Origin of the sequence: Pseudomonas sp. B21-035 (assembly GCF_024748945.1) — a bacterium.
GTDB lineage: Bacteria > Pseudomonadota > Gammaproteobacteria > Pseudomonadales > Pseudomonadaceae > Aquipseudomonas.
This window is the reverse complement of record NZ_CP087179.1, coordinates 1,205,765-1,222,597: the sequence shown is the minus strand read 5'-3', so window position 1 is coordinate 1,222,597 and position 16,833 is coordinate 1,205,765. Positions and strand designations below refer to the sequence as shown.

14 protein-coding genes are annotated in these 16,833 nt (G+C 62.6%); 3 read left to right on the top strand and 11 right to left on the bottom strand.

Annotation, left to right across the window (positions count from 1 at the left end; all coding sequences use genetic code 11):
* Positions 1–62: 62 nt before the first annotated feature.
* From LOY22_RS05505 to xerD, 5 genes are all read right to left on the bottom strand, one after another.
* Positions 63–3,659 carry a transporter substrate-binding domain-containing protein gene (locus LOY22_RS05505; RefSeq protein WP_408980937.1) on the bottom strand — a complete coding sequence of 1,199 codons (3,597 nt, stop codon included), beginning with the start codon at positions 3,657–3,659 and terminating at the stop codon, positions 63–65.
* Positions 3,660–3,748: 89 nt separating this feature from the next.
* The gene (gene thrC / locus LOY22_RS05500) at positions 3,749–5,158 is read right to left on the bottom strand and encodes a threonine synthase (protein WP_045193698.1); all 1,410 of its coding nucleotides are present in this window, start codon (positions 5,156–5,158) and stop codon (positions 3,749–3,751) included.
* 105 nt (positions 5,159–5,263) lie between these two features.
* On the bottom strand, positions 5,264–6,568 hold the full coding sequence (locus LOY22_RS05495) for a homoserine dehydrogenase (RefSeq protein WP_258596751.1): 1,305 nt from the start codon (positions 6,566–6,568) through the stop codon (positions 5,264–5,266).
* Between the two features lie 79 nt (positions 6,569–6,647).
* A complete protein-coding gene (gene dsbC / locus LOY22_RS05490) occupies positions 6,648–7,376 on the bottom strand; it encodes a bifunctional protein-disulfide isomerase/oxidoreductase DsbC (RefSeq protein ID WP_045193700.1) in 729 nt (242 codons plus the stop codon).
* A gap of 150 nt (positions 7,377–7,526) precedes the next feature.
* Entirely contained in the window at positions 7,527–8,423 is an 897-nt protein-coding gene (xerD, locus tag LOY22_RS05485) for a site-specific tyrosine recombinase XerD (protein ID WP_258596750.1), read from the bottom strand.
* A 76-nt stretch (positions 8,424–8,499) separates the two neighbouring features.
* Between xerD and LOY22_RS05480 the strand changes: the two genes are divergently transcribed.
* On the top strand, positions 8,500–10,296 hold the full coding sequence (locus tag LOY22_RS05480) for a sodium:proton antiporter (protein WP_093386840.1): 1,797 nt from the start codon (positions 8,500–8,502) through the stop codon (positions 10,294–10,296).
* A 74-nt stretch (positions 10,297–10,370) separates the two neighbouring features.
* On the opposite strand, the gene LOY22_RS05475 is transcribed toward LOY22_RS05480, so the two are convergent.
* The 6 genes from LOY22_RS05475 to ffh form a co-directional block, all read right to left on the bottom strand.
* Positions 10,371–10,778, bottom strand: a complete 408-nt coding sequence (locus LOY22_RS05475) for an acyl-CoA thioesterase (RefSeq protein WP_045196557.1) — start codon at positions 10,776–10,778, stop codon at positions 10,371–10,373.
* Between the two features lie 95 nt (positions 10,779–10,873).
* Complete coding sequence (gene rplS / locus LOY22_RS05470) at positions 10,874–11,224, bottom strand: 50S ribosomal protein L19 (RefSeq protein WP_038996821.1); 351 nt, start codon at positions 11,222–11,224, stop codon at positions 10,874–10,876.
* Between the two features lie 43 nt (positions 11,225–11,267).
* On the bottom strand, positions 11,268–12,020 hold the full coding sequence (gene trmD / locus LOY22_RS05465) for a tRNA (guanosine(37)-N1)-methyltransferase TrmD (protein ID WP_045196554.1): 753 nt from the start codon (positions 12,018–12,020) through the stop codon (positions 11,268–11,270).
* 3 nt (positions 12,021–12,023) lie between these two features.
* Positions 12,024–12,560, bottom strand: coding sequence for a ribosome maturation factor RimM (gene rimM / locus LOY22_RS05460; protein ID WP_093386845.1), 537 nt, complete (start codon positions 12,558–12,560; stop codon positions 12,024–12,026).
* A gap of 5 nt (positions 12,561–12,565) precedes the next feature.
* Positions 12,566–12,817 carry a 30S ribosomal protein S16 gene (gene rpsP, locus LOY22_RS05455; protein ID WP_028942918.1) on the bottom strand — a complete coding sequence of 84 codons (252 nt, stop codon included), beginning with the start codon at positions 12,815–12,817 and terminating at the stop codon, positions 12,566–12,568.
* Positions 12,818–13,055: 238 nt separating this feature from the next.
* Positions 13,056–14,432, bottom strand: coding sequence for a signal recognition particle protein (gene ffh / locus LOY22_RS05450; protein WP_038996825.1), 1,377 nt, complete (start codon positions 14,430–14,432; stop codon positions 13,056–13,058).
* A gap of 196 nt (positions 14,433–14,628) precedes the next feature.
* On the opposite strand from ffh, the gene LOY22_RS05445 reads away from it, so the two are divergent.
* Positions 14,629–15,441: an inner membrane protein YpjD gene (locus tag LOY22_RS05445; protein ID WP_408980936.1), complete on the top strand. Its 813-nt coding sequence runs from the start codon at positions 14,629–14,631 to the stop codon at positions 15,439–15,441.
* A gap of 13 nt (positions 15,442–15,454) precedes the next feature.
* Positions 15,455–16,669, top strand: coding sequence for a transporter associated domain-containing protein (locus LOY22_RS05440; RefSeq protein WP_093386849.1), 1,215 nt, complete (start codon positions 15,455–15,457; stop codon positions 16,667–16,669).
* Positions 16,670–16,833: the final 164 nt, after the last annotated feature.

Here is a 16,833-nt window from a genome sequence, read left to right as displayed (position 1 = left end):
ATCTGAACGACAGCACTGTGCAACTCTAGGAAAATTGACCTAGGACGCCCATAGGACATGTCCTAAAGTTGAGGTGACATTTTCCACAGCTCTTGTTCAATGTCCTGATTCAACTGGTCGATTGCCGCCTGCAATGCTGCCCATCCCGGGTCGGCAGCCTGCGTCGAGCGCACCTGGCTGGCCTTTTCCAGTTGCGCGCACGCCTGCGCCAGGGGCAGCGCATCAATCAGGCAGGCGACGCCCTTGAGGCGGTGCAATGCCACGCCAATGGCTTCCCAGCCTTGGGTCTGGACGGCAGAGGCGAGCAAAGCGGACTCTTCCCGCAGGTTTTTGCGCAACTCCTCAAGCATGCGCCGCAGTACCGCATTGTTGGCCTGGGTCATCTTCTGCAGGGTATCCATCCTGAAGCTGGGCCGCGCGGCCAGCCTGTCGATCACCGCGACAAGCTGGGCCAGCGCAACCGGCTTGACCAGACATTCATCCATGCCGGCCTCCAGGCAGCGGGCGCGCTCCTCTTTCATAGCGTTGGCGGTGCAGCCAACGATGGCGATCGCTGGGCGCTGGCTGTCGCGTTCCAGGCGGCGGATGCCACGGGCCAGCGCATAACCGTTCATCACCGGCATGTTGCAATCGCTGAGCACCAGGTCGAAATCGCCGTCCTGCCAGGCCTGCAAAGCACTCTGGCCGTTCTCCACAGCCAGCACCTCATGGCCAAGGAATTCCAGTTGCTGGCTGAGCACCAAGCGGCTGGCCGAAAGGTCATCAACCACCAGAATCCGCCGCGCCGGCCCGCCCGCCAGCCCACGCGTCGGCGCTGGCGCTACAGGCTCGGCAGCCAGCGCTTCGAGGGTCAGCTCGACACTGACCTCGGTACCTTTGCCCGGCACGCTACGCAGGGCAATGTTGCCGCCCATCAACTCGACCAACTGCCGGCAAATGCTCAGGCCCAGGCCCGAGCCGCCATATTCGGCACCCGCGCCTGCCTGAGCGAAGGGCTGGAACAGCGCGCTCTGCTGTTGCTTGCTGATACCGATGCCGGTGTCACGCACACACAGGCGCAAGCCAATGCCCTGCAAACTGTCGCAGCCCGTGCGGCTGACCTGAAGCTCTACCAGGCCCAGGTGGGTGAATTTCAGGGCGTTGCCCATCAGGTTGGTCAGCACCTGGCGCAAGCGCAGCGGGTCGAACCAGTACACCCCTTCTGCTTCGCTGGCAATTTGCAGGCGCAAGTCCAGGCCCTGAGCCAGGGCCTGGGCCTGGAACTGCTCGACGATAGCCTTGAGAAATGGCGCCAGTGCCCGGGCCTGGGGCTCGAGCTGCAGGCTGCCGGCCTCGATCCGGGCAAGGTCGAGGCTGTCACCGATCAGCGCAATCAGCTCACGGGCTGATTGATGGGCGGTTTCCAGCCGCCGGGACGGCTGCTCGCCGCGGTCCAGGGTGGTTTCCCGCTCAAGTTCGAGCAGGCCGATGATCACCGCCATGGGCGTGCGAATCTCGTGGCTCATGGTCGCCAGAAAGGTACTTTTGGCCTGGTTGGCCTGCTCGGCCTGCTGCCGGGCTTCGACCAGCGCCACCTCCAGTTGCTTGCGCTCGGTGATGTCGATCCAGCCCCCCAGCAGGCCTTGCAGCTGCCCGTCGGCACTGTAGAACGGCACGGTCCACTGGTAGGCATCGGTGCGCTGGCCCTCAAACTCGATACAGCGGTCCGCGAACACCGGTTGCGGATCTTCGAGCAGGCTCAGGTAATCGGCATGCAGTTGCCTGGCCAGCGCCTCGGGAATGACATCGATGTCTGTCAGCCGCCGGCCCTTGACATCTTCCAGGCGCATCGAGAAGGCCTGTTCGTAGCTTTTGTTGCAGGTGATCAGCCGCCCTTCCAGGTCGCGCACGTAGATCGGGTTGGGGATTCCGTCGAGCAGTGCGCGCTTGAACGCCAACTGGTCGTTGAGGGCTTGCTCGGCCTTCTGCCGCTGGTTGATCTGCGCGCGCAAGCGACTGCTCCAGACCAGCGACACCAGCCCGAACAGTACCGCCGCCGCCACGGTCCAGTAGATCCACGGCGCAATCCGCTGCCAGGCCGGCGCTGGCGGCGCCAGCGCGCCCAGCCACTTCATGCGCACGGCACGCAACTCGGCGACCGGGAAGGCTTCCAGGGCCTTGTTGAGGATGCTTTCCAGCTCCGGAGCGCTACGCCGTACCGAGAACCGGTCCGGTGCCCACTTGCCCTCGACTCCACGCCCGACCTTGAGCACCGGGTCGTTGCCGATCACGCTGTAGGCGCCGATTTCGCTGTCGATGGTGGCCAGGGCTTCGCCGTTGCGGACCTTTTCCCGGGCTTGCTCCAGCGAGTCCACCAACAACAGGCGAATACCCGGGTGATCCTCGCGAAGGGTGCTCTCCAGCGCATGCTGCGCCGGCAGTGCCAGGGTCTGCCCGGCCAGTTCGTCCAGCGACGCCAGGCCCAGTTGCGGCGCACGAACGATGAACACCCAGCTCTGCCCGCCAATGGAATGAGTGAACCCGAGAAACTCGCGGCGCTCCGCGGTTTCACTGAGGGTTGTGCTCAAGTCGGCCTGCCCGCTCCTGAGCAGCTCCAGGCTCTGGGCAATCGATTCGGACGGCGCATAGTCAAACTGCAGGCCCGTCATCTGCGCAATGGTCGCCAGCACATCGCTGTTAAGCCCCACCCAGGCGCCCTGGCGAGTGCGGAACAGGTAAGGCGGATACTGGCTACCAACCACGGTCACCCGCGGATGGCTGGCGATCCAGCGGCGCTCGGCGACGCTCAGCTCGACCCGGTGATGAGCCACGTCCGAGCCCAGGCCGGAGGTCCAGCGGCCAAGAATTTCGCGGCGCACCGACTCCTCGATACTGGCCAGCGCCTGGTTGAACATCTCCTGCAGTAGCCGGTCTTCGGCACGCACGGCAAAGGCGAAGCCAATCGGCGGCAAGGCGCTGGGGCCGACCACCTGCAGGCCCAGGTACGGACGCAGCGCGTTGAAGGCACGGATGATGATCTCGTTGCCGACAAACGCATCCACTTCACCCTGATTGAGCGCCTCCAGGGCACTGCTGAGGTTGGGCGCCAGCAGCACCTGGCTGTCGGGATAAACCTGGTGCATGACCCGGGTGTCGGCATAACCGTCGAGCAGGACCACTTTCTTCCCCGCCAGCGACTTTGGCGGCACCGGCGCGCCGCCACGCACCACGACCATGGAGCGGTCCGGAATGTAATCGTCGGAGAACGCCAGGCCCGCCACGCTGCGTTCAAAGCCGTTGGCGCTGGTCAGGACATCGATGTCGCCATGGCGCAAGGCCTCGATCGCCTCCTCGCGCTTGGCGAAGGCCAGCACCTGGGTTTTCACCCCCAGGCGTTCGGCAACCAGGCTCAGGTAGTCGGCGCTGATGCCCTGGTAGCGGTTGCGGTCGATGGTGATGTCCACCGGCTCGTAGTCGGCAAACGAGATACCGACCCGCAACACCCGCGCCGGGCCCAGCCATTGTTGCTGGGCCGCGGTCAATGGCATCGGCCCAAGCTCGGTGAACGGCGGTACCAGGGTAAAGGGCAGGCTCTGGGCGGCCTGGGCCCAGGGCCCGATACCCAGCCAGAACAGGCAGGCCAGCAACAGCCCTGTTGTGCGTCGATGTCCGGTGCTCATTGATACCCTTGATCCGTTGCTGCAAACCATTGCCAGTGTAGAAATAAAAAAGCCCGTCAGAGACGGGCTTTGTTGTGCCGATCAGTCGATCAGAGCGGTTTGCCGCGATTACCGTGCTGGCTGACGAAGGCCTGAACGGCTTTCAGGTCATTGGCCAGTACCGTGCACTTCTCTTCGCGGGCGAACAGGTCAGTCAGGTGCGCCGGCAGTTCCAGAGCCTTGCCGACACCGGCCTTCTCCACCGCTTCCGGGAACTTGACCGGGTGCGCAGTGCCCAGCACCACCATCGGCGTGTCCAGGCTGCGGCGGCACTCGCGTGCGGCCTTGACGCCGATCGCGGTGTGCGGGTCGAGCACCTCACCGGTCTGGGCAAAGACGTCGGCGATGGTTTCGCAGGTTTGCGCATCATCGACCGCCAACGAATCGAACAGCTTGCGCGCTTCGGTCCAGCGATCCTGTTCGACGCTGAAACCGCCGCCCTGCTTGAAGTTGTCCATCAGCCCGGCGATAGCCGCGCCATTGCGACCGTGCAGGTCGAACAGCAGGCGTTCGAAGTTCGACGAAACCATGATGTCCATGGACGGCGACAGGGTTGCGTGCAAGGTTTCCTTGACGTACTGGTTGCCACTCATGAAGCGGTGCAGGATGTCGTTGCGGTTGGTGGCGACGATCAGCTGGCTGATCGGCAGGCCCATGTTGCGCGCCAGGTAGCCGGCGAAGATGTCGCCGAAGTTGCCGGTCGGAACCGAGAACGCCACTGAACGCGCCGGGCCGCCCAACTGCAGGGCTGCATGGAAGTAGTAAACGATCTGGGCCATGATCCGCGCCCAGTTGATCGAGTTCACTGCCACCAGGCGGGTGCCCTTGAGGAAGCCCTGGTCAGCGAAACTGGCCTTGACCATTTCCTGGCAGTCGTCGAAGTTGCCTTCGATGGCGATGTTGTGGATGTTCTCGCCGAAGATGGTGGTCATCTGCCGGCGCTGAACTTCCGACACGCGCTGGTGCGGGTGGAGGATGAAGATATCGACGTTGTCGCAACGGCGGCAGCCTTCGATGGCGGCGGAACCGGTATCACCACTGGTGGCGCCGATGATCACCACGCGCTCGCCACGCTTGGCCAGCACATGATCAAGCAGGCGGCCGAGCAGTTGCAGGGCGAAGTCCTTGAACGCCAGGGTTGGGCCATGGAACAGCTCCAGCACCCATTCGTTGCTGTTCAGCTGACGCAGCGGTGCAACCGCGGCATGGGCGAACTCGCCGTAGGTTTCTTCGAGAATCTTCTTGAAATCGGCATCGGCGATGCTGCCGGTGACGAACGGGCGCATCACCCGGAAGGCCAGCTCGTGGTAGGGCAGGCCGGCCCAGGAAGCGATTTCTTCCTGAGTGAAACGCGGCAGGTTTTCCGGCACGTACAGGCCGCCGTCGCTGGCAAGACCGGCCAGCAGCACGTCTTCAAAGTTCAGGGCCGGTGCCTGGCCGCGGGTACTGATGTAGCGCATTTTTGCAAACCTTCGGTTTGAGCTTCAAGCTTCAAGCTTCAAGCTGCAAGTCACCGCAGTCCCGCTGTGATCTTGCCGCCTGCCGCTTGCCGCTTGCCGCAGTTGTCAGTTGAGTTGTTCGACGCGGATACGCACGACGTTGCCGACCACATCCTGCAAGGCTTCCAGGGCGGTGATGGCGTCGTTCATGCGTTGCTCGATCACTCGGTGAGTGAGCAGGATCATGGGCACCAGGCCGTCCTGTTCCTCGACTTCCTTCTGCATGATCGATTCGATATTGATGCCGCGCTCGGAAAGGATGCTCGCCACCTGGGCCAGCACGCCCGGGTGATCCTTGGCCTGGATGCGCAGGTAGTAGGCGCTTTCGCAGGCTTCGATCGGCAGGATCGGGTGGGCCGACAGCGAGTCAGGCTGGAAGGCCAGGTGCGGTACGCGGTTCTCCGGATCAGAAGTCATGGCGCGAACCACATCGACCAGGTCGGCAATCACCGACGAAGCGGTAGGCTCCATGCCGGCGCCAGCACCGTAGAACAGGGTCGAACCGGCAGCATCACCGTTGACCATCACGGCGTTCATCACGCCGTTGACGTTGGCGATCAGGCGGTCGGCCGGGATCAGCGTCGGGTGCACACGCAGCTCGATACCGTTGGCAGTGCTGCGGGCCACGCCCAGGTGTTTGATGCGATAACCCAGCGCTTCGGCGTAGTTGACGTCAGCGGTGGTCAGCTGAGTGATGCCTTCGGTGTAGGCCTTGTCGAACTGCAGCGGGATACCAAAGGCGATGGACGCCAGGATGGTCAGCTTGTGCGCGGCATCGATGCCTTCGACGTCGAAGGTCGGGTCGGCTTCGGCGTAACCCAGGGCCTGGGCTTCGGCCAGCACGTCGGGGAACGCACGGCCTTTTTCACGCATTTCGGTGAGGATGAAGTTGCCGGTACCGTTGATGATCCCGGCCACCCAGTTGATACGGTTGGCCGACAGGCCTTCACGGATCGCCTTGATCACCGGGATGCCACCGGCCACAGCCGCTTCGAAGGCGACGATAACGCCCTTCTCACGGGCCTTGGCGAAGATCTCGTTGCCGTGCACGGCAATCAGCGCCTTGTTGGCGGTGACCACGTGCTTGCCGTTGTCGATGGCCTTGAGCACCAGCTCGCGGGCAATGGTGTAGCCGCCGATCAGCTCGATGACAATGTCGATTTCCGGGTTCGTTGCGACCTCGAACACATCAGCGGTAATGGGGGTACCGGTAATCTGGCAATTCGGGTTTGGCGAACGCATGGCAACCTGTGCCACTTCAATACCACGCCCGGCACGGCGGGCGATCTCCTCGGCGTTACGCTGAAGTACATTGAAGGTACCGCCACCGACGGTCCCCAACCCACAGATGCCTACTTTGACCGGTTTCACTGTGAACTCCCCATGAAACGACCGGCTGGCAGCCGATCGTGAAACTGCCGTCACCCCAAGGCAACGGCTTGCGATTGAATTACTTGGCCAGGGCCAGCTTGGCCACTTGCGGCGCCGGCTGGTAGCCCGGAATCACCTGGCCGTTTTCCAGGACGATGGCCGGCGTGCCGTTGACGCCGATCGACTGGCCCAGGGCGAACTGCTTGCCGACCGGGTTGGCGCACTTGGCGGCCTTGATTTCCTTGCCGTCGATCATCTTGTCCAGCGCCGCCTTGCGGTCGCTCGAGCACCAGACCGCCTGCAACTGCTCGTCACCCGGCGAACCCAGGCCCTGACGCGGGAAGGCGACGTAGCGCACTTCGATACCGCGACGGTTGAGCTCAGGCACTTCGGCGTGCAGCTTGTGGCAGTACGGGCAGGTGGTGTCGGTAAACACGGTGATGTGCGACTTGGTTTCGCCCTTGGCAGGATAAACCACCATCTCGGCCGCTGGAATGGCATTGATGGTCTTGGCGATGGCCTGCCGTTCGGTCTTCTCGGTCAGGTTGACCGGCTTGCCGTCCTGGATCTGGAACAGGTAGCCCTGCATGACGAACTGGCCATCCGCGCTGGCGTACAGCACGCGGCCGCCTTCAAGCTTGACTTCATACAGGCCGTTGAGCGGGCTACTGGCAACGCTATCGACCGGCACGCCCAGTTCCAGGGACTGCAGGGTCTTGCGGATCGCCTGCTCGGCGTTGTCGGCGGCAGCGGCAAAGGTGCTGACCAGCGCCAGGGCGGCGGCGGCGAAAATCTGGGTCACGCGCATGGGAACTCCTGAGGGCGGACGGGGGCCGGAAGCTGGACGCACGTGCTTAAACCACGGCGATTACACGGCCCTTGATGCAAACCGCACAAGCCTACCACAGATGCCAGCACAGACCGACTGCGGGCGATGCACGCAATGTTCGATCAGCGCTCAGCCGCGCGGGTGATGCCGGGCATGCAGTTCCTGCAGCCGCGCGCGGGCCACATGGGTGTAGATCTGGGTGGTCGACAGGTCGCTGTGGCCGAGCAGCATCTGCACCACGCGCAAGTCGGCGCCGTGGTTGAGCAGGTGAGTGGCGAAGGCATGGCGCAGGGTGTGCGGCGACAGGCTCTTGTCGATACCGGCCACCAGCGCCTGGTGCTTGATGCGGTGCCAGAAGGTCTGACGGGTCATCTGCTCGCCGCGCAGGCTGGGGAACAATACATCGCTGGGACGCCCGCCGAGCAGTTCGTTACGGCCGTCAAGCAGGTAGCGCTCAATCCACACCACCGCCTCTTCACCCATGGGCACCAGGCGCTCCTTACTACCCTTGCCCATCACCCGCAGCACGCCCTGGCGCAGGTTGACCTGATCGAGGGTCAGGCTGACCAGTTCGGTGACACGCAAGCCACAGGCATACAGCACTTCAAGCATGGCGCGGTCGCGCTGGCCGATCGGCTCGCTCAGGTCCGGTGCCTGCAGCAAGGCTTCGACGTCAGCTTCCGACAGGGATTTGGGCAATGGCCGCCCCAGTTGCGGCATTTCCACCTGCAGGGTCGGGTCAATGCCGATCAGTTTTTCCCGCAACAGGTAGCGATAGAAGCCTCGCACCCCGGAGAGAAAACGCGCGGTCGAGCGTGGCTTGTAGCCCTGCTCCAGGCGCCAGGCCAGGTGATCGAGGATCAGTTCGCGCCCGGCATCGGGCAGCTCGACGCCCTGCTCCGTGAGCCAGCCGTTGAACAGCGCCAGGTCGCTGCGGTAGGAATCGCGGGTGTTGTCGGCCAGGCCCTTCTCCAGCCACAGGGCGTCCAGGAACTGATCGATAAGCGGATGTTCAATAGCGGGCATGACAACTCTGCGGCAAGCGACGAAAACGACGAATTGCCGCTAGTCTTCCATAACACTGCCGGCATAGGGAGCCCGAATGAACGAACAACAGATATTGCTGGCATTTGGCGGGATAGGTCTGGCAGCGCTTTGCTGCCAATGGCTGGCCTGGCGCCTGAAGCTGCCGGCGATCCTTTTCCTGCTGCTCAGCGGCATTCTCGCCGGCCCGTTGCTCGGCTGGCTCGACCCGCAGGAACTGTTCGGCCCATTGCTGATGCCGCTGGTGTCGCTGGCGGTGGCGCTGATCCTGTTCGAAGGCAGCCTGACCCTGCACCTGTCGCAATGGAAAGACATCGGCAGCGTGGTGCAGCGCATGGTCACCCTCGGCGCGCTGTCGACCTGGCTGGTAATCACCCTGGCCACCCACTGGCTGCTGGGCTTCGACTGGCTGCTGGCAACCTTGTTCGGCACCCTGACCCTGGTGACCGGGCCGACGGTGATCGTGCCGATGCTGCGGGTGGTACGGCCCAAGGCAACGATCGCCAACATCCTGCGCTGGGAAGGCATCGTTATCGACCCGATTGGCGCGCTGCTGGCGGTGGTGGTCTACAGCTTCATCATCGCCAGCGCCGCCGGCGACGGCCTGAGCCATAGCCTGGTGACCTTTGCCGGGGTGATTGTCTGCGGCAGCGCGTTCGGCGTGGCCGGCGGCTGGCTGCTCGGCCAGGTGATGCGTCACCAATGGCTGCCGGAGTATTTGCACAACCTGGCGTCGCTGGCGGCGGTGCTGGGGATTTTCATTGGTGCCAACCAGGTGATGCATGAGTCGGGCCTGCTGGCGGTCACCCTCATGGGCATGTGGCTGGCCAACATGAAGGGCGTGGATGTCCGACAGATTTTGCACTTCAAGGAGAACCTCAGCGTGCTGCTGATCTCCGGGCTGTTCATCCTCCTGGCCGCGCGCCTGGACCTCAATGCCCTGATCGGCCTGGGCCCGGCGGTGCTGGCCCTGCTGCTGATCATTCAGTTCGTGGCCCGGCCGCTTAACGTCGCGCTGTCGACCTTCGGCTCGCAATTGAACTGGCGCGAACGCGCCCTGCTGGCCTGGATCGCCCCGCGCGGCATCGTTGCCGCCGCGGTGTCGGCGATCTTTGCCATCCGCCTGGATGAAGCCGGGCATGAAGGCGCACTGCTGCTGGTGCCATTGACCTTCGCGGTGATCATCGGCACCGTGGTGCTGCAGAGCGCCACTTCGCGGCCCTTGGCACGCCTGCTCAAGGTTGCCGAACCTGCCCCCAGCGGTTTTTTGATCGTCGGCGCCAACCCGCCGGCCCGCGCTGTGGCCAAGGCTTTGCAACAGCTCGATTGCCGGGTGCTGCTGGCCGATTCCAGCTGGGAGAACATCCGCGCGGCACGCATGGATGGCTTGCCAACCTACTTCGGCCACCCCGCCTCGCAGCATGCCGATGCCCACCTGGACCTGGTAGGCCTGGGGCATTTGCTCGGGTTGTCACCGGCAGGTGAGCTCAACACCCTGGCCTGCACGCGCTTTCGCCACGACTTTGGCCCGCAGCGGCTGTTTGTCCTGGCCAGTGGCCTTGAGGCCAAGCGCAGCGACAAGCACCGCGCCAGCGATGAGCACCGCGGGCAGACACTGGGAAGCCAGCCGCTGACCTACGGGCAGTTGGCCGGATTACTGAACAATGGCGCCGAGCTGTACAGCACGCACCTGACCGAGGCATTCGGCTGGGCGGACTACCAGGCGCTGCATGGCGAGCGGGCCAACCCGTTGTTTGCCCGCGATGGCAGTGGCTGGGTGCATGTGTTCGGGCCCGACAGCCTGCTCAAGCCCGGGCCTGGGTGGACACTGGTGGCGTTGATTCAGCCGCAGTAGGAGCGGGCTTGCCCCGCGATAAGGCCGGTGAAGTCTACACATTATCGCGGGGCAAGCCCGCTCCTACAGGAGGGTCAGAACCCGGGCAATACCGGCACCGGGCGCTTGTCTTCATCGATGGCGACAAAGCTGAACAGGCCATGGATGGCCTTTTCGCGACTGTCGCAGCTCATGCTTTCGACAAACACTTCAACCTCGACCTTGAGGCTGGTGTTACCCACTGTCGCCACCCGCCCGACCAGCTCGACGATGGAGCCGGCGGCAATCGGGTGCTTGAAGTCGATACGGTCGGTCGACACCGTTACCAGCGGCAAGCGGCAGAAACGCGTGGCAGCAATGAACGAGACTTCGTCCATCCAGGCCAGCGCGGTGCCGCCGAACAGGGTGTTGTGGTGGTTGGTGGTGGACGGGAATACCGCCTTGGTCACGCGGGTCACCGACAGTTCGGTGCGCCGCTCGATTTCCTGCTCTCTGGAGGTCATGGGCTTCACATTGGACGATAAATTTCAGACAACAAAAAAGCAGCCCGAAGGCTGCTTTTTTCGCATGGTGGCCGTAGCCACCGGTCAAGCTGTCCTCAGGACAGTTTTTCCTTGATGCGAGCGGCTTTACCGGACAGGTCGCGCAGGTAGTACAGCTTGGCTTTACGCACGTCACCACGACGTTTCACGGCCAGGCTGTCGATTTGCGGGCTGTAGGTCTGGAAAGTACGCTCAACGCCAACACCGTTGGAGATCTTGCGAACAGTGAAAGCACTGTTCACACCACGGTTACGCTTGGCGATGACAACGCCTTCGAAAGCCTGCAGACGCGAACGATCGCCTTCCTTCACTTTCACCTGAACGACGATGGTGTCGCCCGGGGCAAAGGTCGGGATCTCTTTGGTCATCTGCTCTGCTTCGAGTGCAAGAATGATTTTGTTGGTCATGCTGTGCTCCTAAGGTAAATCAGCTGGATTTACCATCGATACGTTAACTATCGTCCCGCTCACGGAGGTATTCCGCCAGCAGCTTCTTCTCTTCTCCAGAAAGTGAGCGACTTTCCAGAAGATCGACGCGTCGTTCATAGGTCCGCCCAAGGGACTGCTGTAAACGCCATCGCCGGATGTGTGCATGGTTGCCACTAAGCAACACGTCGGGAACACGCTGATCCGCATACACCTCAGGTCGGGTGTAGTGCGGGCAATCAAGCAGACCATCGGTGAAGGAATCTTCCTGCGCCGAGTCCGCATGCCCTAAAGCTCCAGGCAGCAGTCGTGTAACCGCATCGATCAGGACCATCGCCGGCAGCTCGCCGCCAGACAGGACATAGTCTCCAATCGACCACTCTTCATCGACATGAGCTTCAATAAAGCGCTCGTCGATGCCTTCATATCGACCGGCTATCAGAATCAACGATTCGTGCTTCGCCAGGTCTTTGACCGCCGACTGAGTCAGCTTGCGGCCTTGTGGGCTCAGGTAAATCACCTTTGCCGCCTCTCCGGTTGCCTGCCTGGCATTCACCAGGGCGTCTTCCAGAGGCTTGATCTTCATCACCATGCCCGGACCACCGCCAAACGGCCGATCATCTACCGTATGGTGACGATCTGTGGTGTAGTCCCGCGGGTTCCAGCAGGTCAGTTGCAACAACCCCTGTTTCACCGCGCGGCTGGTAATGCCGTACTCACTGATGGCCGAGAACATCTCGGGGAACAGCGTGATGACGTCTACGCGCAGGCTGGCCATTGCTTAGAAGTCCGCGTCCCATTCGACCCTCATTTCGCCTGCAACCAGGTCGATCTTCAACACGCATTGCTCGGTATAGGGCAACAGGCGTTCTCGATCATCCAGGCTGCCCGCGCAGGGCTTGACCACCATTACATCGTTCGCGCCGGTCTCCAACAGGTGATCAATCGTGCCGAACAGCTGTTCGTCCTGATTGATGACTTTCAGACCCACCAACTGGTACCAGTAGTACTCGTCGGCAGACAGGTTGGGCAAAAGGCTACGCGAGATACAAATCTCATAACCGCTCAGAAGACGGGCTTCATCACGATCGTCGAGGCCTTTGAGCTTGGCGACCAGGTCCTTTTGAGTGGAACGGCCACTGACCAGCTCGACCTGTTTTACCTTCCCTTCGTGCCGAAGCGTCCAGTTACGGTAATCCAACAGGTTTTCAATCGGATCGGTAAAGGAAAAGACCTTTACCTCGCCGCGAACGCCGTGAACCGAAAAAATCTTGCCAACGACGATCAGGTCATCAGCTTTTTCTGGCGTCGCGCTCATACTATTCAGGCAGCAGCCTTAGCAGCATCTTTCAGCAGTTTTGCAACGCGCTCGGATGGCTGTGCGCCAACGCTCAGCCAGTGAGCAACGCGGTCTTGTTTAACGGACAGGCGAACTTCCTGGCCACGAGCGATAGGGTTGAAGAAACCAACCTGCTCGATGTGCGAACCGGTAACCGGGTTACGCGAGTCGGTCACGGTCAGGGTGTAGAATGGGCGCTTTTTAGAGCCACCACGGGCAAGACGGATGGTTAGCATTGAACATCGTTCCTGTAGTCGGTGCTGCAAATCATAATGCACAGCGGGCACACGGGTGCCCGAAAGGCCGCATATTCTCAAGGAATACACGGACTTTTGCAAATGCCTTTTTACGCCAGGTAAAAAGGACAGCCTGCAGATCTGCGCTTCGTACAGCCTCTATATAAAGGCTGCGTTGTTCCCGCCGGGGCGGGAGTCCGATCGTCGGCCCGTTTCCAGGCCGCCGATGCGAATAGGGTTACAGTTTGGGCATGCCGCCGCCGGGCATCATGCCACCCAGGCCGCGCATCATCTTGGCCATGCCGCCTTTGGCAGAAAACTTCTTCATCATCTTCTGCATCTGCTTGTGCTGCTTGATCAGACGGCCGATGTCCTGCACCTGGGTGCCGGAACCAAGGGCGATACGGCGTTTGCGCGAACCGCTGATCAGCTCAGGGTCGCGGCGCTCGGCCGGGGTCATCGAGTTGATGATCGCTTCCATCTGCTTGAACTGCTTCTCGGCGGCGCCCTGGGCGCTGCCCATCTGGGCCAGGTTGACACCGCCGATGCTCGGCAGCTTGTCCATCAGGCCGCCCAGGCCACCCATGTTCTTCATTTGTTGCAGCTGGTCGCGGAAGTCTTCGAGGTCGAAGCCCTTGCCCTTCTTCAGCTTCTTGGCCAGTTTGTCGGCCTTGTCCTTGTCGAGGGTCTGTTCGGCCTGCTCGATCAGGCTGAGCACGTCGCCCATGCCCAGGATGCGCGAAGCGATACGGTCGGGGTGGAACGGCTCGAGCGCGTCGCTCTTCTCGCCCATACCGATGAACTTGATCGGCTTGCCGGTAATGGCGCGCACCGACAGCGCGGCACCGCCACGGGCGTCACCGTCGACCTTGGTGAGGATCACCCCGGTCAGCGGCAGCGCATCGCCGAACGCCTTGGCCGTATTGGCGGCGTCCTGGCCGGTCATGGCGTCGACCACGAACAACGTCTCGATCGGCTTGACCGCAGCGTGCAGGTCCTTGATCTCGGTCATCATTTCGGCGTCGATGTGCAGACGGCCGGCGGTGTCGACGATGACCACGTCGATGAACTTGAGCTTGGCTTCGCGGATCGCCGCCTCAGCGATGGCCACCGGCTTCTGGCTGATATCCGACGGGAAGAAGGTCACGCCGATGTCGCCCGCCAGGGTTTCCAGCTGCTTGATCGCCGCCGGACGGTAGACGTCGGCCGAGACCACCATCACGGTCTTTTTCTTGCGCTCTTTGAGGAAGCGCGCCAGCTTGCCGGCAGTGGTGGTCTTGCCCGCGCCCTGCAGACCGGCCATCAGCACTACCGCAGGCGGTGCGGCGTTGAGCGCCAGGTCTTCGTTGGCGGCGCCCATCAGGCCTTCAAGCTCGGCCTGGACGATCTTCACGAACGCCTGGCCCGGGGTCAGGCTGCGCGACACCTCGGTGCCGACCGCACGCTCCTTGACCTTGTTGACGAAATCCTTGACCACCGGCAGGGCGACGTCAGCCTCGAGCAACGCCATGCGCACTTCACGCAGGGTGTCTTTGATGTTGTCTTCGGTCAGCTTGGCCTTGCCGGTGACATGGCGCAGCGTCTGTGACAGACGGTCGGTCAGGTTTTCAAACATGGTGATCCTTTCGGGCTCTGTAGAACCGAGGTTTATCAGCTGCCTCTGGCGTATTCGGCCGGCCTTGGGCAGGGGCAGGCCGGCGATTATAACGAAGACTTGGCCCAGCGCACACCATGCCGTCGGCTGGCAGTCTTCCTAGGCGGGCGCGATCTATGCCAAACTCAGTCCCTTTCGGGCTTGCCTAACAGGACTTATGCTCCCCTTGTCACCCAGCTTGCTACCCAATCTCATCGCCGCCTGCCTGTATGCCGCCGCGACCTTCTATCAAGGCTCACGCCTGGCCCAGGGCACCAAGGCCGACAAACGCCTGCTCGGCCTGCTTGGCGCGCTGGCGGTCATTGCCCAGGGCACTGCGCTGTTCTGGCAACTGCTCACGCCCCTGGGCCTGAGCCTGGACTTCTTTAGCGCCGCCAGCCTGATCGCCACCGCGGTGATCGCCCTGACCCTGCTGGCCTGCCTGCGCATCCCGGTGGAGAACCTGCTGCTGTTGCTGTTCCCGCTGGGCATGGCCACGGCGCTGATCGCCCAGTTCGCGCCGTCGGGCACGGTGCCGCTGATCAACGAAGAGCCGGGCATCCTCGCGCATATCCTGCTGTCGATCCTGGCCTATGGCATGTTCACCATCGCCGTGGTGCAGTCCCTGCTGCTGCTGTTGCAGGATCACCAGCTCAAGCACAAGCACCCCTCCGGGCTGATCAAGAACTTCCCGCCGCTGCAAACCATGGAAAGCCTGCTGTTCGGCTTCCTCTGGGCCGGCTGGGGCCTGCTGTCGCTGTCACTGCTGTCCGGCTGGCTGTTCCTCGACAACCTGTTCGCCCAGCACCTGGTGCATAAAACCCTGCTGGCGTGCCTGGCCTGGGTCGTCTTCAGCGTATTGCTGTGGGGCCGCACCCGCCTCGGCTGGCGCGGGCACAAGGCGATCCGCTGGACCCTGGCCGGCTTCTGCCTGCTGATGCTGGCCTATTTCGGCAGCAAGCTGGTACGCGAATTCATCCTGCATATCTGACGGGCACAGGTAAATGGACGCTCTGCCGTTAGGACCGCTACTCGGCGTATTGGCACTGGCACTGCTGTGGTCGGCGCTGTTCACCGCAGTGGACGCCGCCCAGCAGCAACTCAACGGTGGCCGGCGCAACCCGCAGACCGGCGAGCACCCCGAACTTGCCGTAACCCCTCAGGCCCTGGTGCTGTGCTCGACCCTGGGCAAGCTGCTGGTATTGGCCCTGGCCTGCCTGATGGGCCAGCGCTACAGCGGCGAGCACGGTTTCTGGCTGGCCGGCCTGGGCGCCGCCGCCGTACTTTTGATCGTTGCCGAATACCTGCCGCGACAGCTGGCCAGGCGCAATCCGCAGGCCTTCATCGGCCTGGGCAACAGCTTGCTCAAAGTGCCGCTCAAACTGCTGCAGCCGGTAGCCTGGCTGCTCGATGGCTGCGCGCGGGTGCTGCTGCGCCCGTTCCGGGTGCAAAGCCATGCGGTAGCGCTGCACGACAACGACGACAGCGACAGCTACGCCGCCGACGAGCCGGATGCCGACCAGCGCCTGAACCTGCCGGAAAGCCTGCTGGCGCTGGACAAAATCACTGTCAACGACATCCTCGTGCCGCGCAACGATGTCGACGGCATCAACCTCGACGAGCCGATCGAGGCAATCATCGAGCAGTTGATCATCAGCCGCCACACCCGCCTGCCGGTCTACCACAGCGATATCAACCAGGTGGAGGCGATCCTCAATACCAAGCTGATCAGCCACCTGCTGCCCAAGGCCGAACTGACCCGCGAAACCCTGCAGGCGGCCTGCTACGAACCCTATTTCGTGCCGGAAAGCACCCCGTTGCAGCTGCAATTGCTGAATTTCCACAAACAGCAGCGGCGCCTGGGCGTGGTGGTCGACGAATACGGTGAAGTACTGGGCATCGTTACCCTGGAAGACATCCTCGAAGAAATCGTCGGCGAGTTCGAAGACGAACACAGCCTCGACAACCCGCATATCCACCCCCAGGCCGACGGGCGCTTTGTCATCGAAGGCAACGTGTCGATCCGCGAGCTCAACCGCACCCTGGGCTGGCACCTGCCCAGCGACGGGCCGAAGACCCTCAACGGCCTGGTCACCGAAGCCCTGGAAAGCATCCCGGCAAGCGCCGTGTGCCTGAAAATCGGCCGTTATCGCCTGGAAATCCTCGAAACCGAGGACAATTGTGCCAGCCGCATACTGGTCTGGACGCTCAAGCGCTAGCTATACTGGCCACACGCTTACCCAGCCCCAGCCGTCTCGCCCGCTACCCGCACCGGCGTCACACGGCCAGTCAGCCTGACTGAACATTGCGCGCACCAGCGGTACTGGCTCACACCCCGAGCCTTGCCCGCGCCCGCCCCCATCCCCAACGGGCGTATGTTTCG